This is a genomic window from Devosia oryzisoli (assembly GCF_014837245.1).
Classification (GTDB): Bacteria; Pseudomonadota; Alphaproteobacteria; order Rhizobiales; family Devosiaceae; genus Devosia; species Devosia oryzisoli.
The window spans coordinates 939,677-959,250 of the sequence record NZ_JACYFU010000001.1; the positions used below are offsets into that span (position 1 = coordinate 939,677).

The following is a 19,574-nucleotide window of genomic DNA, read 5'->3' on the forward strand; positions in this document are numbered from 1 at the left end:
GCGGTCGCAACCGGAGTACGAGAACGCGGTCTTCGCGGATGGAGACAAAAGGCCAATCGCGATCGCACGCGGGCACCGGCCGCCCGAAAATGGTCAGCCAGGCGATTGCAGGGAGCAGGAGAGGTGGAACCGGACGCCGCTCGGCTCAAACTTCAGCTCTGCAGCCCCCGCCTGCCCCTGGAGCAGGACTCCGCCCAGGAGTCTCGAGCCAAACCCCTTGCGGTCGGGGACCTTGACCGTCGGCCCCCCGCTTTCCGTCCAGACAAGATCGAGCTTGTCGTCTGCGCCGGACCAACTCAGGTCCACCCTGCCATCCGGAACGCTGAGGGCTCCGTACTTCATGGCATTGGTCGCTAGTTCATGAAGCCCGAGCACCATAGCCGCCGCCAGCCGCGGCTCAAGATGGACCTGCGGCCCCGATATCCTGATCTGCTGGAGTCCCCGCTCCTGGAAAGGCGCGAGGGCCACCGATGTCAGGTTCGAGAGTTCTGCGCCCTGCCCCGCGTCCCTGGCCAACAGATCCATGGCCCGCGCATAGGCGGAGAGCCGCTCAAAGAAGATGGCCTTTCCTTCCTCCGTAGAGCGAGGGTGGCGGAACGACTGCTCAACGAGCGCCTGCACCAGGGTGAGCGTGTTCTTCACGCGGTGCTCCATCTCCCGGGCAACGACGGCCAGTTTCTCCCCGTGAAGCTTGCTCTGGGTGATATCCATAGCCACACCGATCACGCGAGGCCCCCCATCAAGCGTCGGCTCCGCCGCCTGCGCCTGGATGAGAAGCCAGCGGACGCTTCCGTCGGGCAAGATGTGTTTCACCTCCGCGCGGATGCTGGTTTCTCCGCGCGCCCTGGCCTCCTGCCCCAGTTGCTCAAGTCTTTCCTGTTCACCGGGCGCATAGCGGGAGCGGAATTCATCCGATGTCGGCTGAGCGTCCTCAGGAAAGCCGTAGAGCCGATTGAGCGCCGGAGAGGGAGCAAGACGGTCGTTTGCAATGTCCAGTTCCCACACGGCCAACTGAGCGGCGTTGAGAGCGAGTTCAAGTCTCGCCGCGGAGTCGCGCAACGACTGGGCCTGCGCCACTTCCTCCGTGATATCCTGAAACGTGCCGATATAGGCCGAAGGCGGGGCATCGGCCCCTTCATCGAAGACGGTTTCACCCTGCGCCTCGATCCATCGGGTTTCGCCGTCGTTTTCGCGTGTAATGCGGTACCGGTATGGTTCCCGCAGGCGCACCTTCGGATCAAGCGCCGCCGCCGACAGCCGGACAACTTCGGGTAGGTCGTCGGGATGAATCAGGCGGCGCAAACGCTCGAAGGCCACCGCATCGCTGCTTTCGGCCAGCCCGAAAATACGCAATGCCTGATCGGAGAAGTGGAAAATATTCCCGGGCAGCTCCCACTCCCAGGTTCCGATCGCCGATGCTTCGAGCGCGACTTTCAGCCGCCGCTCCGCCTTCCTGCGCTCGACGTCAGCCGATTTGCGGGCCTGGTTGTCGACGATCGAGCCGATATAGCCTTGCAGCACGCCACTTGGCCCGACGATGGGCGCAGCGGAATCGAGCACCCATTGGTAATCGCCGGCGACGGTCCTGATCCGGTACTCTACCTGATATCGGGACGCCCGAGCGCGAGCATTGACGAAGGCCTCCCGCACGGTCGTATGATCTGCGGGATGGATCGCGGCCAACCAGCCGTTGCCCAAACCCTCGCCATCAGCTTGCCCCGTGAATTCCCGCCACGATCGGCTGAGGAAGGTACACTCGCCGTCTGGAGTTGCCACCCAGATGATGACCGGCGCGATGTCGACGAGCGCCCGGAAGTCACTGTCGTTGCTGACCGCGCGTAAAGCGAGTTGATCTGGCAATGGTGCTGTTCCGGGTCAAAGGCGAATCGACCCTAGCGCGCTAGTTGATACCCGTAAACATGACAACGCCCGTGCGGTCCACTATTCGAGGCTTCGGAAAGTCCCCACGTCATCACTCGACCGCGGTCACCTTCAAGACAGCACCGTCCGCCCCGATGATCTTGACCCGCGTGCCTGCTGGCAGTTCTGGGCCTGAGACCAGCCAAACCGTGTCGCCAAGCAAAATGCGGCCGTAATCCGCCCCTGTCGCCGTCTCGAGCACCGCTTCCTTGCCCACCAGCGACTCCAACCGCCGGCCCAGCCGATCAGCAGCAACTCGTGGCCGATAGACCTTCGTCCACAGCAGGATAGCCCCCAGCGAGAAGCCGCCGAACATGAGCCATTGGATCGGCCAGGCCAGGGGGTACCGCAGTGCGATAAGTCCCGTCAGCAGGCCCGCCACACCCATCCAGAGCAGGAATCCCCCAGGCACGGCCAGCTCCAGCCCAAGCAGCACGAGGCCCGCGATGATCCACAACCAGCCGCCATAACCCAATAGAACGTCAAGCAGCACGATCTTCGCGCCTCCTCACGCCTTTGTGGAAGGCGGTCGGCCAGAACTGCTCCGCCCCGGCGCTTCGCCAAATGCCTCCCGCGCAATTTCCGCGATGCCGGCGATGGAACCCAGGATTGTTGAGGTATCGACCGGCATCATCAGCACCTTCTGGTTGGGCGACTTCGCCAGGCTTTCCAGCGCCCTGATGTAGTTGTTGGCCACGAAGTAGTTGATGGCCTGCACATCGCCGCTGGCGATGGCGTTGGAGACCATGGCCGTGGCCTTCGCCTCGGCTTCCGCGGCCCGTTCCCGCGCTTCGGCATCGCGAAAGGCGGCCTCGCGGCGGCCCTCGGCTTCAAGTACCTGCGCCTGCTTTGCGCCCTCCGCCTGCAGAATTGCGCTCTGGCGCCGGCCTTCGGCCTCGAGGATAGCCGCCCGCTTTTCGCGTTCCGCCTTCATCTGCCGGCCCATGGCCTCGACCAGGTCCTTGGGCGGGTCGATGTCCTTGATCTCGATCCGCGTAATCTTGAGGCCCCAGGGCGCGACCGCCGCGTCGACGACCTTGAGTAGGCGCACGTTGATTTCATCCCGATGGCTGAGTAGTTCGTCCAGGTCCATAGAGCCCATGACCGTCCGGATGTTCGTCATTGTGAGATTGAGGATGGCGTTCTGCAGCCCCGACACTTCGTAAGCAGCGGCCGCTCCATCGAAGATCTGATAGAATGTGACGCCGTTCACGGTGACCGTGGCGTTGTCTCGGGTGATGACCTCTTGATGCGGCACATCAAGAACCTGCTCCATCATATTGATCCGGTGCCCGATCCCGTCGATGAATGGAACGATGAGGTTCAATCCGGGTGACAGCGTCCGGGTGTATTTGCCGAAGCGCTCCACGGTGTAGGTGTAGCCTTGGGGCACGGTCTTGGCGCCGGCAAATAGGACCAGGAGGGCAAGGACGCCGACCCCGATCAAGCCGATACTCAACCCGTCCATTCCATCCCCCCATCCGATCGCATCAACAAAGGCGTACCCCCAAGGACCGACAGACGCAATGCGATCCTTGGATGCCGTCCAACCGGCACCGGCCTTCTCCCGACAACGCGGTAGTCGACCAATCCAAATGCCGGACGTGACTATCTAGCCGATTGTCTCCAGTAGCCACTCACGAAAGAGCTTCACCCGAGGCAGTTGGGCCTTTGCGGCCGACGTAATCAGATAGTAGGCGCCGGGCCCGGCCACGCTATCGGTGAAGGGTGCAACCAGGTCCCCTTTCTTGAGCTCCTCCTCGATCAGGAAACTGGGTAGAAGCGCCACGCCAATACCCGCGATGGCGGCCTGGATGATCATGAAGAAGTGCTCGAAGGACGGCCCCCAGAGATAGGAGCCGGGGTTGATGCCCACCGAGCGAAACCAGTGGTCCCAGCTTCCCGGACGGGTCGAGTGGCGGATCAGCCGGTGGTAATGCAGCGCCTCGTGCGAAGTCAGCGGGTTGTCACCCTTGAGCAGCCGGGGGCTGCACACCACCATGATGTCCTCGCCCATCAGGGGATCGATGATCGAATCGGGCCAGTTGCCGTGGCCGAACCGGATGGCGACGTCGATGCGCTCCTGCGTGAAATTGAGCTCGCCGTCGCTCGAGATGATGTTGAACGCAATGTTCGGGTACCGCCCCTGGAACGAGGACAGGCGAGGAATAAGCCACTTGGTGCCGAAGGTGGGCAGCATGCCGATCGAGAGCGTGCCCATCCCATCCTTGGATGAGATCAGCTCAAGTGTCCCCGCCTCGATCTGTTCGAGCGACGTGCGCACCAGTTCGTTGTAGTAGCGCCCCTGGTCGGTGAGTTCGATGCGGCGGCTCTGGCGGGTGAACAGCGGCACCTGCAGGTATTCCTCCAGGCTGCGCACGAGTCTGCTGGCGGCACTTTGCGTTACGTTGAGCTCTTCGGCCGCGCGGGTAAAGCTGTTGTAGCGCGCCACGGCCTCGAAAGTGCGGATGGCGTTGAGGGAGGGCAAGAGGCGGCTACGCACGGCGCGATATTCCTTGAAGTCATGGAAGGGCAATCTTTATGCCGGTTGCGAGGCAAGGCCAAGAGGTTAGCTTTTCGCTCGTGCCGGCAAGGGACCGGCAATCGCTGATCCACATCCAAGGGCCGCTTTCCATGATCCCGTTTCACCTGGCGTTCGCAATCGACGACAAGGAGGCCGCTCGTCGGTTCTATGGCGGCGTCATCGGTTGCTCCGTGGGCCGCGAAGCCGACAACTGGATCGACTTCGACTTTTTCGGGCACCAGATTTCGGCGCACATCAACACCGATCCCAAGCCGAAAGCCACGTCCAAGGTCGGCGACGACCAGGTGCCGCTGCACCACTTCGGAGCCGTGCTGCCGTGGGACCAGTGGAACAGCCTGATCGAGCGCATCCGCGCAGCGGGTTGGGCCTTCGTTATGGAGCCAAAGATCCGCTTCGAGGGCCAGCCGGGCGAACAGGGCACGTTCTTTCTCAAGGACCCCGCCGGCAACGCCATGGAATTCAAATCCTTCAAGAATCCCGAAGGCCTTTTCGACCATTGACCAGCCAAGGACGAACCTCCGTGAACTCTTTCGAAATCGGCCGCGAACTGACCGCGATCACTCTGGGCATGGATGCCTTCGAACGCCAACATGGAAACCAGGGCACGCCGCTTGGCGGCGACGGCCTGGTCCCGATCTATCTCGGCGGCGATAGTGTTCCGGCCAAGTCCTATGCCGACGTGCAGGGCATGAAGGACGACCTCTCGCAGCTCTCGACGTCGGTCAGTGCCCTCGCGGCCGGGCCGCGCAAGACATTCCTTGAAGGAATGCTTCGTTCGCTCAAGGTTGTGGCCAAGATGCTCGGCGGCGGGACGCCCTCCTTCGAAGAAAAGGTGACCGATCTCGTCGGCGCTCCGGGAGGCCGCGAAGATGCGGCGATGATCGAGGATGCCCGCTCCCGAGTCGATGCGCTGCTGCGCAAGTCAGGCTTCGTCAATGGTTCGCTCGGCGAGCGCGTTACGGCATGGGAACAGGCGCGCGCCATACCCACCGAAAAGATCGAAACCGTGTTCCGCGAACTCATGGCCGAGGCCAAGGCGCGCACCGATAAGCTGATCTTCGACACCGGCGATTACGACATGGTGCTGAACCCGGTGCGCGACATGTACTACACCGCGCGCTGCTCATTCAACGAAGGCAAGATGGACCTCAATGTCGATTTGAGCTTCACCCGCGCCGCGCTCAAGCACCTCGTCTGCCACGAAGTCTACCCCGGTCACTCCACGCAGTTGCTGTCCACCAAATGGGCGGTCGACAATGGCAAGGCGCCGGCCGACGCGCTGCTGATCACCACCGACGCCATCACCGGCTGCGTGCAGGAAGGCATTGGTGACCAGGGCGCGCATCTGATTGACTTCATCGAAGACGATGACGACGAAATCCATGTCGAGCTGCGCCGCGTCCGCTCGGCCGCCCAGAACACCGCAGCTTGGATGCTGATGGTCGAGGGTCAGCCGCGTGAGGAGGTAGCTGATTATCTCCGCTCCGTCGCGATGGGCCAGGAAGCCTGGGTTCAGGGCCGTCTGCGCATGGCTGCGCACCCGTTCCGTGGCCCGTTCATTCTTTCCTACTGGGCCGGCAACGAGGCGGTGCGCAAGGTGCGTGAACGGGTGACCAAGGAGCAGTGGCCCGAATTCCTCGAAGCGCTCTATTTCCACTCCAACAGCCCGAAAAGCCTCGATATGTTCCCGCAAACCGTTGCTGAAAGGATGCCGGCATGAAGTTCACCATCATCGGAGCCGGCGCCATCGGCGGCCTGGCTGGCGGCTACATGACCAAGGCCGGCCACGACGTGCTTCTGGTGGATCGCTGGAAGGAGCATGTCGACGCGCTCAACGACAAGGGCATGATCATCGATGGCGTTCGCGGCGACCTGACCATCCCGGTCAAGGCGGCAACGCCTGACCAACTCAGCGGGGATCTCGGCGTCGTGCTCATCGCGACCAAGTCGCAGCACACGCTCGAGGCCCTGCAGCAGATCGTGCCGCTGCTCACGCCCGAGAGCATCGTGGTGTCCTATCAGAACGGCTTCAACGAGCCGGACATGGTCGACCTTCTCACCAAGGCAGGGCTGCCGGGCGATCGCATGGTGGTTGGCTCGATTCCCAACTACGGCGGTGCACTGGTCGATCCGGGCTATATCGAATTCGTGCACGAAGGGCCGATCCAACTGGGCGAGATGAACGGCGAGATGACGCCACGCCTCAAGGAGATTGGCGACGCTCTGTCTGCGCTGACTGAGGTACAGTATTCGGACAATATCTGGGGCCAGATCTGGGCGAAGGAAGTCTACTCCGCCCAGGTGGTGTTCTCGGCGCTGGCGGATGCCCCCATTCGCACCACCTTGGGCGAAGAACGCTATGCCCGGCTTGCCGGCGCCGTCGTCAAGGAAGCGCTCGAAATCGCAGACGCCAACGGCATCGAGGTACAGGCCTTCGATTTCTTCGACCCGGCCAATTACCGAGTCAAAACAGCGGCGGACACCAAGAAGCTAATCGACAACGTGAACCACGCCATCTGGCTCCTCAAGAAGGACCAGGACAACAAGCCGACACACAACTTCAAGAAGAAGGGTTCGGGCATCTGGTGGGACATCGTCTATCGCAAGCGCCGATCCGAAACCCGCGCCTTCGCCGGCAAGCTCATCGAGTTCGGCAAGGCCCACGGCGCCGATACCCGCCTCAACGAAAAGATGGTCGGCATGATCTACGAGATCGAGGACGGCAAGCGCGAGCTTGGCTTCCACAATTATGACGAGTTGGAGGCCTATGCCGCCTCCATCGGAAAGACCCTCCCCTGATGAGCACTTCGAGCAAACTCGGCGTCGGCCTGATCGGCGCGCACACCTGGGCCGACAAGGCCCACCTTCCCGGCTACAAGGCGCATGAACGCGTCGACCTGATCGCCGTCTGCGACGTCGACCCGGTCCGCGCCCGCGCGATGGGCGAAAAGTATGGGGCGCGCAAGGTCTATACCGACCCCGAACAGCTGATCGCCGACCCTGACGTACAGATGGTCGACGTCTGTACGCCGACACACACCCATCTGCCGCTGAGCCTGGCCGCCATTGCCGGTGGCAAGCATGTGCTCTCCGAAAAGCCGTTGCACACCGAAGCGGCACCCGCCTTCGATGCCGCCGCCAAGGCCGATGCCAAGGGTGTCCGCACCAAGCTCGGTTTCACCTTCCGCTATTCGCCGGCCATCCGGCAGATCAAGAAGTGGATCGACGACGGCACGCTGGGCGAGGTGTTCCACATCCACGGCTTCGAACAGAACTCGCAGTGGCTCGATCCGCAGGAACCGCTGCGCCAGATCACGCCGGGGGTCGATCGCAATTCTCTCATCCCCGCGTCCATCGTCGGCTACGGTTCCCACCTCATCGACCTTATGCGCTGGCTGGGCGGCGAGTTCGGATCGGTCGCTTCGACCATGAAGAACTTCATTCCCGAGCGCATCGTGCGCGGGGAAGTCGGCCTTCAAAAGATCAAGGTGGAAGACGGCGCCGTGGCGCTGGTCGAATACGCGAGTGGGGCGCAGGGCCTGCTCCAGACCTCCTATGTCGCGGTGGGCAATTATCCGGGCGTGGAAATCCGCGTCTATGGCTCCAAGGGAGCCGCGGTGGCGCGGCTGATCTCGGAGTTCGGTACTGCCGAGACGCTCAAGATCGCCAAGGCCGAGGCTGTCGAATTCATTCCCTATGACGTCGGCGCCGATGCGCTGCCGCCCGGCACGACCCTCAATACCCCGTGGCCCGAGCTTTACTACCGCAACCTCGTGCGCCACTTCGTCGACGAAATCCTCGAAGACCGGCCGCAGGAATGCACCTTCTACGATGGCGCCAAGAGCCAGGAGATCGTCGATGCGATCATCCAGGCGCATTTCGAGCGTCGTTGGGTCGATCTGCCGGGGAAGACGGCATGACGGGCGCTTACGACCCGTCCATTGTCGACGACTTCCTCGCCCACCATTGGCACTTCCGCCCGGTCGACGCGAGCTTCATGGGCGAAAGGCACCACGATGCTCTGCTGCCGCCAGCCGGTCCCGAGACGCTGTCGGAAGAGATCGAGGGCATAGACACCCTGCTGGCGCGGCTGGAAAACACTGAGGAGCCGGATGAGCTGGGCGACCGGCTCGACCGCCGCATGATGCTGGCCGAGTTGCATATGCAGCGGCTGGCCGCCGAAACCCGGCCCCGCCTGCACAACCCCGCCTGGTATTCGGGCGAGGCGGCGTTTTCGATCATTTCGCTGCTCCTGCCGCAGTCAATGCCGATCCGCCACGACGCGCTGATCGGCCGGCTCACCGGCCTTCCGGGCTTTCTCGACTCTGCGACCGAGCGGTTGCAGGGCGTTCCAGTACCACAGGGCTGGGTGAAACGGGCCCAGAAAGAAGCCACTGCCATGGCCGGCTTCCTGCGCACCGACATCAGCCTGCACGAGGAATTTGCCGACGATTGGGCGGAGCCGGCCCGGCGGGCCGCCAACGCCTTTGAGGCGTTTGCGTCGGCGCTCGATGGACAACCCGATGCAGACCCTGCGTGCGGCGAGGCCTATCTTGGCCAGGTGATGGCCGAACTCCACGGCTTGCCGATGTCGCCACGCGAAGCGGTGGAGATGGCCCAAACCGCTTACAATCGCATGGGTGAGGAGATGGCGGAGATGGCACGCGCCATCGACCCCAACCGCACGGCCGACGAGATTCTCGCCGGTCTCTCCGACATCCATCCCGACACCGTCGGGGCTGTGTTCGACAGCTATATGGACTGGGACATCCAGGCCATCGCGCAAGGCGCCGATCTCGTGACGCCGGCGCAAGAGTACGACCTCGACTATCGGTGGATGGCCCCCTGCTTCCGAAAGATCAGCCAGCCGCTCTATTTCCTGTTCTACCGTTCTCCCCCCGGCCTCAACCCCGGCGCCGGCAGCGTCTATTGGGTCACGCCGCCGGGCGAAGACGAACAGGCGTTCCTGCGCGGCAATAACACGGCCATGGTCAAGACCATCCACTCCGTGCACCATGGCAGCATTGGCCACCACACGCAGAACACCCGTGCTCGCGCCGCCCAATCGCGCCTCGCGCGCATCGCCGGTACGGACTGCGCGCTAGGCCTCGCCTTTCTGGGCTCCGGCACGCTGATCGAAGGCTGGGCCTGCTATGTGGAAGACCTTCTCATTGAGGCTCCGGGATTCTACACGCCCGAGGAAATCCTCCTCCTCAAGCAATTTGAGCGGCGGAACGCGGCCAGCGTCCTGGTCGATATCAAGCTGCATATCGGTGACTGGACGCAGCAACAGGCCATGGACTTCTATCGTGAAGCCGGCTTTGCGCCGGTGCGCGTGGAGGGTGAAGTGGTCCGCAACTCGATGCTGCCCGGCTCGCGCCTGATGTATTGGCTTGGCGTCGAAGGCATCAAGGCCCTGCGCCAGCGCTGGACCGGGGAGACTCGCGCCTTCCACGACAGGCTCCTGAGCTACGGCCATGTTCCACTCGCCTGGGTGGAAGACGAGATGACCCGCGCCGGACTGCTGCGCCCATGACGGAAACGACCACAGCGCCCCTGCTGTCGATCCGCAATCTCGTGACCGAATTTCGGACCGAGAGCGGCATCGTGCGCGCCGTCAAGGGCGTCGATCTCGACATCGAGTCCGGCCAGACGGTCGCCGTCGTCGGCGAAAGCGGCTCGGGCAAGTCGGTGACCAGCCTGTCGGTGATGCGTCTGCTCGCCAAGGGCGTGGGGTCGATCACGGACGGGACCATTCTCTTTCGCGGACGCGATGGGCAGGTGCGCGACCTCGTGCAGGAGCCGGAGACGGCGATGCGCCGCATTCGCGGCAACGAGATCTCGATGATCTTCCAGGAACCAATGACCAGCCTCAATCCCACCCAGAAGGTGGGGGCGCAGATCGCCGAGGCGGCCGAACTGCACCAGGGCCTCAGTCATCGCCAAGCCTGGGCACGGGCGGTGGAGATGCTGTCGCTGGTCGATATTCCCGAGCCCGAGCGCCGGGCGCAGGTCTATCCGCACCAGATGTCGGGCGGCATGCGGCAGCGAGTGATGATCGCCATGGCCCTCGCCTGCAACCCGGCCCTGCTGATTGCCGACGAGCCGACCACGGCGCTGGACGTCACCGTGCAGTTGCAGATCCTCGAGCTCATGCGCCGGCTGCAACGCGAGATCGGCATGGGGATACTGTTCATCACGCACAATCTGGGCGTGGTGGCCGAAATCGCCGACAAGGTGGCGGTGATGTATGGCGGACGCATTGTTGAAACCGCCGCGGTGCAGGATCTCTTCGACCGTCCCAGCCATCCGTACACACGGGGCCTGCTAGCAAGCCTGCCGACGGTGGACCACGCTGCGCGCGCAGCGGGCGAGGTGGCGCGCCTGCGGGCGATCCCGGGCAATGTGGTGGACCCGCGCAACCCGCCTGCGGGATGTGATTTCAACCCACGGTGCGCCTGGGCCATTGAAGCGTGCCGCGCCGCCGTGCCGCCCATGCTGCCCGTCGAGCCGGGCCATGCAACACGCTGTATCCGCTGGAGTGAGCTCGATGGCTGAAACCCTGGTTCAGGTCAGCGACCTCAAGGTCCACTTCCCCATCGGGCGGAGCCTTTTCAAGGACGGCGTGACGCTCAAGGCGGTGGACGGCGTTTCCCTGGACATCGCGCGCGGCGAGGTGGTGGGGCTGGTCGGGGAGTCCGGCTCGGGCAAGACCACACTCGGACGCGCGCTCTTGCGGCTCATCGAACCTACGGAGGGCTCCGTCCGGTTCGACGGCACCGAGGTGGTGGGCCTGCCGCCCAGAGATCTCAAGGCCCTGCGCTCGCGCATGCAGATTATATTCCAGGACCCTTATGCCAGCCTCAACCCGCGCATGAGCGTGGGCCAGATCATTGGCGAAGCCCTGCACCTGCACAGCATCGGCACGCGGGCCGACCGCGACGAGCGGGTCGGCGACCTCCTCGAGAAAGTAGGCCTGCCGCGCACGGCGGCGGCGCGGTTCCCGCATGAGTTTTCCGGCGGCCAGCGCCAGCGCATCGGCATCGCCCGAGCGCTCGCGGTCAATCCCGACTTCATCGTGGCCGACGAGCCCGTGTCGGCGCTCGATGTCTCGATCCAGGCGCAGATCATCAATCTGCTGCAGGACCTGCGGCAGGAACTGGGTCTCTCCATTCTGTTCATCGGCCACGATCTCTCGGTGATCGAGTTCCTGTGCGACCGCGTGGTCGTGATGTATCTGGGCCACGTGATGGAGACGGCCACCGCTGCGGACCTTTATACGCAGCCGCGCCATCCCTATACGCGATCCCTGCTCGATGCGGCGCCGGTACCCAATCCTCGGGCCAAGCGCGACCGGATCATGCTCAAGGGCGATCTGCCAAGCCCGATCAACCCTCCCTCGGGATGCGTGTTCCGCACGCGCTGTCCCTTCGCAATCGAGGCCTGTGCGCAGGTCGAGCCAGCGCTGGAGACCGTGGGACCCCGGCACGCGGTGGCCTGCATTCGTCAGGCCGAGCTCAACCTGATGGAATAGATCGTGTTTTGGGCAACAAGTCCTTGCCGACTACATTGTAGAAACCAGAGCTGCGGAAATGCTGATTTATTCGGCATTACGATGCATTTTTGCGCGCGCCAGCCATCCTGCCTACGTATGAGTTGAAATGCACACAAAACGGATTTTTTCGGGCATTGCGATCCGTCGTTCGGACGCACCATGCTCCCTGTCATGAAACGGTTATTCATCGCCTCGCGCGGCAATCCTGAACAGATGGCCGAGATGTTCCGCAAGGAGCTTCCCGACTTCGACGTCTTCACGCAGCAGCCCGCTCCGGGCGATGCTGATGTTCCCTTTATCGTGGTGGGACGGCCGACCCCGGGTGTCATCGCCGCGGTGCCCGGGCTGAAGCTCGTCCTCAGCCTCAATGCTGGCATCGAGCACCTGCTCGCCAGCGGAGAAGTGCCGGACGACATCCCCATCGTGCGTCTTGTCGACGACGGTCTTGCCGAAGGCATGTCGGACTGGGTCCTGGCACACGCACTGGCCTGGCACCGCAACCTTGCCGCCTATCGAGGCCTGCAGGCGCGCCGCGAGTGGAGCCCGCTCAAGGAAAAGCTGGCGCGCGAGCGTACCGTGACCGTGCTTGGCGCGGGGGCCCTGGGCGGCATGGCGGCCCGGCATTTCGTCCGGTTCGGGTTCAATACGCGCGTGTGGAGCCGGTCCGGCCGTACCATCGAGGGCGCCACCAGCTTTGCCGGGCAGGACCAGTTGATCGACGCGGTGCGCGACGCCGAAATCCTGGTCAATCTCCTGCCGCTGACAGACGAGACAGCCAATGTCATCGACGCTTCGGTGTTCGATGCCATGGCGCCGGGCGGCTTCTTCATCAACGGCGCCCGTGGCGGCCAGGTGGTGGACGCGGACCTGCTGTCGCGGCTCGACAGCGGCCAGTTGAGCGGGGCGGCCCTCGATGTTTTCCGCACCGAGCCGCTCCCGGCCGAAGACCCCTTCTGGAGCCATCCTAAGGTACTGGTGTCGCCCCATGTCGCGGCGCCCACCCATGCCCACATCGCGGTCGCTGAAATGGCCGCCAATATTCGCCGCTTCGAGAAGGGGGAGCCGATCCCCCATCTCGTTGACCGGCAGCTTGGATACTAAAGAAGACCGGGAAACCGGCATCTGGAGTGAACGCCCGGAAGGGCAAACAGGAAGAAGGAAGACCCATGACCATCAGAATGACCCGACGCGCGGCCCTTCAGGGCATGCTGGCCGGCGGCGCCGCCCTGGCTGCGTTCCGCACCTTTCCCGCCTATGCCCAGTCGCCGGGCGGCACCCTGACCGTTGGTCTCACCTATGAGATCGATACCATGAACGTCTATTCGACCGGCTTCCTCGGCGATGCCCAGGCGACCGTGGTCGAGGGCCTGCTGGCCCCCGGCGCCGACGCTAAGTACGTGCCGGTGCTGGCCACCGAAGTGCCGACCATCGAAAACGGCGGTATCGTCGTTGCCGAAGACGGCAAGACCATGAAGATCACCTACAAGCTGCGCGACGGCGTCAAGTGGCACGACGGCGAACCCTTCACCTCGGCCGACGTGAAGTACACCTGGGAAGCCGTGAAGGACCCGAACTTCATCGCCGAATCCAAGGACGGCACCGAAGAAGTCGAGAGCATCGATACGCCCGATGACCTGACGGTCGTGGTCAACTACAACACCATCCTCCCCACTTTCGCCTCCACCCTCTTCACCTTCGGCATCATGCCCAAGCACCTGCTCGAGGGCACCGATCTCAACACCTCGAGCTACAACGAGATGCCCGTCGGCACCGGGCCGTTCAAGGTCACCGAGTTCGTGCGCGGCCAGTACGTCGTCACCGAGAGGAACGAGGACTATTGGGACAAGGCCGAGAATGGCGACCAGCTTCCGTACCTGGACTCGATCATCTTCAAGATGATCCCCGACACCAACACGCTGATCACCCAGCTGCGCTCGGGTGAAGTCAACATGGTCGTCTCGACGCCCTACAGCCAGGCCAGCCAGGTCGAAGGCATCGATGGCATCGAGCTCATCAAGGGGCCCCTGCTCTCCTGGCAGCACCTCGACTTCAACTTCAAGAACCCGACCCTGTCCGATCTCACCGTGCGCAAGGCCATCGCCATGGGCATCGATCGCTCGGTGCTGATCCGCGCCCAGGGCGGTTTCCCTGAGCCGATCAAGTCGCCGGTGGTGCCGGTGTTCGAATGGTACGATCCAGAGACCCCCGAGATCGCCTATGACGTCGAGGGCGCCAAGGCACTGCTCGACGAGGCTGGCTACAAGGCCGGCGCCGACGGCATCCGTGAAAAGGACGGCAACCGCCTCTCCTACGACTTCATGGTGCAGGCCGGCCGTGCCGACGACGAACTGGCCCAGCAGGTGATTATCGCTCAGCTCAAGGCCATTGGCATCGAGGCGACCGCCAACAACCAGACCGGCGTCGCCTATCGCGAAGCCCGCTACAATGGCGGCTACGACCTGATCTATGGTCGCTGGATCACCTCGGCCGACCCGGTCTACTCGGTGTTCTGGGGCACGGGCGGCCCGAACAACGGCCAGTCCTACTCCAACCCCGAGCTGGATGCGGCGTTCGACAAGTTCGAGAATTCCCTCGAAACCGACGTGCGCATGGAAGCGGCCAAGGAGTTCCAGAAGATCCTGGCGGAAGACCTGCCGACGATCTCGCTGACGACCAACGTCGCGCTGATCGCCAAGACGACCAAGCTCAAGAACTTCGTACCCAACCCGACCAACATGACCAATTTCGTGCACACCGCCGAGTGGTACATGGAAGGCTAAGGCCCGCGATCCCGCTGCCCGGCTTCGGCCGGGCAGCCACCGGACCGGACGTGGTCCTGGCGTCATTCCCGCGAAAGTCGGATCTCCCCCGCCTGGCTTTCGCCGGAATGACGCTCGCTTTTGATAACCGGATGCCCCGCAGGGGTGCACCAAATCTACCAGAGGAGGCGGCATGAGCCTTGGTTACGTCATCCGCCGGCTGCTCGGCGCCATTCCATTGCTGCTGGGCATTTCGCTGATCCTGTTCACCATCATCCATCTCGCGCCCGGCGGGCCGCTGGATATGTATCTGGAAAATCCCGCGGTGAGCCGCGAGGCGCTCGACCAGATCGCCAAGGCCTATGGGCTCGACCAGCCGGTGCCGGTCCAGTATTTCCTGTGGCTCAAGTCGATCCTCGTCGGCGACTGGGGCTATTCGATCCGCACCGGACGGCCGGTGCTGACCGAAATCGTGCTGCGCCTCGGCCCGACGCTGGAGCTGGGTGGCCTGGCGCTGTTGCTGTCACTCGCTATCGCCATTCCCCTTGGGATCATCAGCGCCTCCCGTCGCGGCTCCAAGCTCGACACCACCGTAACACTGGCCTCGTTCGCCGGCATTTCCATCCCCGTCTTCTGGATGGCGCTGCTGCTGCAGCTGTTCTTTTCGGTGCAGATGGGGTGGCTGCCCTCGGCGGGCTACAAATCCATCGGTGGCGGCGACTTTGCCGACCGGCTTTCCCACATCGTGATGCCGGCCGCCGTGCTGTCGCTCGCCACCGTGGCCAGCTGGAGCCGGTTCATACGGTCGGGCATGGTCGACGTGCTCAACCAGGACTACATCCGCACTGCCTATGCCAAGGGGCGCTCGGAGCGCGGCGTGCTGCTGCTGCATGCCCTGCGCAATGCCATGATCCCCGCCGTCACCGTCATCGCGGTCGATTTCGGCACGGTCATCTCCGGCGCGGTCATCACCGAGACGGTGTTCGCCTGGCCCGGCATCGGCCGGCTCTTCATGGAAAGCATGGATGGCCGCGACTATCCCATGCTGATGGGCCTGATGATGATGGGTTCGCTCGGCATCATCATCGCCAACATCGTCGCTGACTTTGCCTATGCCGCGCTCGACCCGAGGATCCGCTATGGCTGACACCACCCTCCCCCTGGCGCACACCAAGCCGCAGTCCTACGGGCGCCGCGTCGTCAAGCGCTTCCTCAAGCACCGTCCAGCCGTCATCAGTCTCGGCTTCCTGATGCTGCTCGCGCTCGTCATCATTATCGGACCATACCTTTCGCCTTATACCTTCGACGGGCAGGACTTCACCCTCATCGGCGCTCCCGGCCCGATGAACGCACAGCATTGGCTGGGCACGGACGAACTGGGGCGTGATGCCATGACCCGGCTCATCTATGGCGGACGCGTGTCGCTGGCCGTTGGCCTCGCCGGTGCCGTGATCGCCACATTCGCGGGTACGCTGGTGGGGGCGCTCTCAGGGTTTTATCGGGGCTGGGTGGACCTGCTGCTGATGCGGTTCACCGATGTCATGCTCTCCATCCCCACACTGCCCCTGGTGCTGCTGCTGTCGGGCCTGTTCCGCCCAAGCCCGCCGCTGCTCGTGGCCATTGTCGGCCTCCTGATCTGGATGGGCACGGCGCGCCTCGTACGCAGCCAGTTCCTCGCCCTGCGCGAACGCGAGTTCGTCGAGGCCGCGCGTGCCCTGGGCGCCGGCGGACCACGGCTGATGTTCCGCCACATCCTGCCCAATGCCATCGGCCCGATCACCGTGTCGGCCACGCTTGCGGTGGGAAGTGCCATCATGCTCGAATCGGCGCTGTCTTTCCTCGGTTTCGGAATCCAGCCGCCGGTGCCGACCTGGGGTAATCTGCTCAACAGCGCCAGTTCCTGGCTCTCGGTGGCGCCGTGGCTGGCCATCCCGCCGGGCCTCCTCATCCTCTGCACCGTGCTGGCCGTCAATTTCCTCGGCGACGGTCTGCGCGACGCCATGGAGCCGCGCGAATAGATGGACTACGCGAGCCCCGAAGAGCGCGAACGCTACATCGTCGACCAGGGCCCCAAGCCGCTAGCCAAAGGCCGCGCCGTTGCCAGCACCGGTAACCCGATCGTCACCGAAGTGGTGCTCGATGTGCTGCGCGAAGATGGCAACGCTGCCGATGCCGCCATCGCCGGGGCGATGGTGCAGGCCGTGGTGGAGCCGCACCTGACCAGCCATGCGGGCATGGTGTCCTGCCTTTTTTGGGATGGCACGCACGCCACGGCGCACCAGCTCAACGGACTGGGCACCTTGCCGCACGACCTCTCGCCTTTCCGCCCCATCAACGGCGTTGGCGGCTGGGCCCGCGAAGGGGCGCCCGGGCCGCAGGCGGCGATCCCCGGCTTCATGCCGGCGCTCGGCGCGCTGCACGACAAGTTCGGCACGCTCTCCTGGGAGCGGCTTTGTGCCCCTGCCATTGAGTGGGCGGAGCGCGGGCACCCGGTGTCCTCATTCGAATATGGCGTCAATGTCTTTGCCGCGCCGTTCTACAGCTTCTTCGAAGAAGCCCGCGCCGTCTTCATGCCGAAGGGGTTCCTGCCGCCGGTAGGCAGCCTCATGCGCAATCCGCTCCTTGCCGAAACGCTGAGGCGGGTGGCGCAGAACGGGCCCGAGGAATTCACCTCTGGCCAATGGGCCAAAGATTTCGTGGCCGCCGGCAACGCGCTCGGCTGGCCCGTGCGGCTCGATCACCTCACCGCAAACCCACCCCGCTGGCAGCAGCCGGAGCGGTTCGCCCATCGCGGGCATGAGGTGGTCACCCTGTCGGCCCCCGAACGCCAAGGGGCGTTTTGCAGCCTCGTGCTCGGTGTACTCGAGGCATCGGGCATCCAGAGCATGGAGCCTTTCGGCGCCGATTACGTGTTCACAATGGCCCACGCGCTGCGCCTCGCCGAACAGGCCTGCGGCTTCCTCCATGACCCCCTCTATTTCGGTCCCGCCGGCGACGTCCTCATGGATGCTGGCTATCAGCGCTCGCTGGCGAACCTAATCGCGGCGAGCCGACCCAAGGTCGACCTCACCGAGCATGTGCGGCTCACCATCGGCGCCTCCCGCTTTGCGGGTTCGGGCTGGAACAGCGCCCGCACCAAGGCCCCCGTGGGCAGTTGCGAGATCTCGGTGGTGGACGCGCAGGGCAACTGGATCCAGATGATGAACACCGTCCAGTCGGGCGGCATTCCGGGCATGGCTGTGGGCGGCGTCGCCATGATGGGCTCGCATGAGCAGACAGCAATGTCGGCGCATTTTTCAACCTGGCGCACGCCCGGAGCGCGCATGCGCAATATTCTGGGCAACACATTCGTCCTTCGCGACGGACAGCCCTGGCTGGCGCTCGGTACGCCGGGCAATGTCTACGCCACCGTAGCGCAGATGCTGGTCAACATCCTCGATTTCGGCATGACGCCTCCGGCCGCCTCGGATGCGCCGCGCATGCTGCCGCTCGAGGACGATTACGGCCTCACCATCGAAAACCGGCTGGCGCCTGAGGCCGTTCTCGGGTTGACCGCACTGGGCCTGCATCTTCACCCGATGCCGGCCTGGGACTGGAACATGGGCTCGTTCCAGATGTGCTGGCGCGACCAAGACGGCCTTACCGCCGCTGCGGACTTCCGGCGCACGGGCGTGGCCGCTGCCCTCTGAGGCACCCAATCCGGTGTGAGACTAACCCCGGCGCTGTCCGCCGCTGTCGAAGAGATGGACCTTGTCCCGATTGAAATCGAGGCTGACCGTCTCGCCGATGGCACACGTCGTGTCCCCATCCAGCGCCGCGATCATCGCTTCGCCGTTGGCAAGCTTGAGGCTGACCATAGTCTCGTTGCCAAGATGTTCTACAAGGGTCACTGTGCCCTTGAACGGCCCTTCCGGCACCTGCTGAAAATCATGGGGACGGATGCCCAGCGTCATCTTGTCCCCCAGCACAATGCCCGATGCCTCCGTGGCAAGGCTGAGCCGGCCGATGGCCGGCCCGGATATATCGATAGCATTGGCCCCCGCGGTTTCCACAGAGACTTCGACCATGTTCATTTTCGGTGAACCGATAAATCCTGCGACAAAGAGGTTGGCTGGGCGATTGTAAAGTTCGAGCGGGGAGCCCACCTGCTGCACCACCCCGGCGTTGAGCACCACGATCTTGTCGGCAAGCGTCATGGCTTCCACCTGGTCGTGGGTGACATAGATCATCGTTGCCCCCAGTTCCTGGTGGAGCTTCGAGATTTCCATGCGCATGTCCATGCGCAAGGCCGCATCAAGGTTCGACAAGGGTTCGTCGAACAGAAACACTTCGGGCTGGCGGACGATCGCTCGGCCGATGGCGACGCGCTGGCGCTGGCCGCCCGAGAGTTGAGCCGGCTTGCGATCGAGCAAGTGCTCCATCTGCAGGATTTGCGCGGCTTCCCGGATCTTCCTGTCGCGCACGTCCTTGGGCGTCTTGTTGAGCCGCAGCCCGAACCCGACATTGTCGTAGACCGTCATGTGCGGATAGAGCGCGTAGGACTGGAAGACCATGGCGACGCCGCGGTCCCGAGGCTGCACCTGGTTGACGATCTTGTCGCCGATCCGCAACTCACCGCCCGTGATGTCCTCGAGGCCAGCGATCATGCGCAGCAGGGTAGACTTGCCGCAGCCGGATGGCCCGACGAAAACCACGAACTCTCCGTGGCCGATTTCTAGATCGACGTCCTTGATGACCTCGACCTTGCCATAGGTTTTCTTGAGATTGGAAAGGCTCAATCCGGCCATTGGATAAT

Annotated in this window: 17 protein-coding genes; 12 read left to right on the forward strand and 5 right to left on the reverse strand. The window is 63.7% G+C overall.

Annotated elements, in window-relative coordinates:
* Positions 1–93: 93 nt before the first annotated feature.
* The 4 genes from IC608_RS04730 to gcvA all read right to left on the reverse strand — a co-directional run bounded on the left by IC608_RS04730 (position 94) and on the right by gcvA (position 4,456).
* Complete coding sequence (locus tag IC608_RS04730) at positions 94–1,860, reverse strand: PAS domain-containing protein (RefSeq protein WP_191773068.1); 1,767 nt, start codon at positions 1,858–1,860, stop codon at positions 94–96.
* A gap of 112 nt (positions 1,861–1,972) precedes the next feature.
* Positions 1,973–2,413, reverse strand: coding sequence for an NfeD family protein (locus IC608_RS04735; RefSeq protein ID WP_191773071.1), 441 nt, complete (start codon positions 2,411–2,413; stop codon positions 1,973–1,975).
* Positions 2,414–2,428: 15 nt separating this feature from the next.
* On the reverse strand, positions 2,429–3,388 hold the full coding sequence (locus IC608_RS04740) for an SPFH domain-containing protein (protein ID WP_191773074.1): 960 nt from the start codon (positions 3,386–3,388) through the stop codon (positions 2,429–2,431).
* Positions 3,389–3,532: 144 nt separating this feature from the next.
* The gene (gene gcvA / locus IC608_RS04745; RefSeq protein ID WP_210316197.1) at positions 3,533–4,456 is read right to left on the reverse strand and encodes a transcriptional regulator GcvA; all 924 of its coding nucleotides are present in this window, start codon (positions 4,454–4,456) and stop codon (positions 3,533–3,535) included.
* A gap of 98 nt (positions 4,457–4,554) precedes the next feature.
* Here gcvA and IC608_RS04750 point away from each other — a divergent pair, with 98 nt between their 5' ends.
* From IC608_RS04750 to IC608_RS04805, 12 genes are all read left to right on the forward strand, one after another.
* Entirely contained in the window at positions 4,555–4,965 is a 411-nt protein-coding gene (locus IC608_RS04750) for a VOC family protein (RefSeq protein WP_191773080.1), read from the forward strand.
* A 20-nt stretch (positions 4,966–4,985) separates the two neighbouring features.
* On the forward strand, positions 4,986–6,185 hold the full coding sequence (locus IC608_RS04755) for a hypothetical protein (protein ID WP_210316198.1): 1,200 nt from the start codon (positions 4,986–4,988) through the stop codon (positions 6,183–6,185).
* The gene (locus IC608_RS04760) at positions 6,182–7,264 is read left to right on the forward strand and encodes a ketopantoate reductase family protein (protein WP_191773086.1); all 1,083 of its coding nucleotides are present in this window, start codon (positions 6,182–6,184) and stop codon (positions 7,262–7,264) included. The genes IC608_RS04755 and IC608_RS04760 overlap by 4 nt, the downstream gene beginning before the upstream one ends.
* Positions 7,264–8,385: a Gfo/Idh/MocA family protein gene (locus IC608_RS04765; RefSeq protein WP_191773089.1), complete on the forward strand. Its 1,122-nt coding sequence runs from the start codon at positions 7,264–7,266 to the stop codon at positions 8,383–8,385. Before IC608_RS04760 ends, IC608_RS04765 begins: the two co-directional genes overlap by 1 nt.
* On the forward strand, positions 8,382–10,001 hold the full coding sequence (locus tag IC608_RS04770) for a DUF885 family protein (protein WP_191773091.1): 1,620 nt from the start codon (positions 8,382–8,384) through the stop codon (positions 9,999–10,001). Before IC608_RS04765 ends, IC608_RS04770 begins: the two co-directional genes overlap by 4 nt.
* Positions 9,998–11,023 (forward strand): ABC transporter ATP-binding protein, encoded by a 1,026-nt coding sequence (locus IC608_RS04775; RefSeq protein WP_191773094.1) that lies wholly within the window; start codon positions 9,998–10,000, stop codon positions 11,021–11,023. The genes IC608_RS04770 and IC608_RS04775 overlap by 4 nt, the downstream gene beginning before the upstream one ends.
* Positions 11,016–11,999 (forward strand): ABC transporter ATP-binding protein, encoded by a 984-nt coding sequence (locus IC608_RS04780; protein WP_191773097.1) that lies wholly within the window; start codon positions 11,016–11,018, stop codon positions 11,997–11,999. Before IC608_RS04775 ends, IC608_RS04780 begins: the two co-directional genes overlap by 8 nt.
* Positions 12,000–12,191: 192 nt before the next feature.
* Complete coding sequence (locus tag IC608_RS04785; protein ID WP_191773101.1) at positions 12,192–13,121, forward strand: 2-hydroxyacid dehydrogenase; 930 nt, start codon at positions 12,192–12,194, stop codon at positions 13,119–13,121.
* 65 nt (positions 13,122–13,186) lie between these two features.
* On the forward strand, positions 13,187–14,800 hold the full coding sequence (locus tag IC608_RS04790; RefSeq protein ID WP_191773103.1) for an ABC transporter substrate-binding protein: 1,614 nt from the start codon (positions 13,187–13,189) through the stop codon (positions 14,798–14,800).
* 172 nt (positions 14,801–14,972) lie between these two features.
* Positions 14,973–15,926, forward strand: coding sequence for an ABC transporter permease (locus IC608_RS04795; protein ID WP_191773105.1), 954 nt, complete (start codon positions 14,973–14,975; stop codon positions 15,924–15,926).
* Positions 15,919–16,797, forward strand: coding sequence for an ABC transporter permease (locus IC608_RS04800; protein WP_191773108.1), 879 nt, complete (start codon positions 15,919–15,921; stop codon positions 16,795–16,797). The genes IC608_RS04795 and IC608_RS04800 overlap by 8 nt, the downstream gene beginning before the upstream one ends.
* Entirely contained in the window at positions 16,798–18,468 is a 1,671-nt protein-coding gene (locus IC608_RS04805) for a gamma-glutamyltransferase (RefSeq protein ID WP_191773110.1), read from the forward strand.
* A gap of 21 nt (positions 18,469–18,489) precedes the next feature.
* Here IC608_RS04805 and IC608_RS04810 read toward each other — a convergent pair whose 3' ends face one another.
* Positions 18,490–19,566 carry an ABC transporter ATP-binding protein gene (locus tag IC608_RS04810; protein ID WP_191773113.1) on the reverse strand — a complete coding sequence of 359 codons (1,077 nt, stop codon included), beginning with the start codon at positions 19,564–19,566 and terminating at the stop codon, positions 18,490–18,492.
* Positions 19,567–19,574 lie beyond the last annotated feature (8 nt).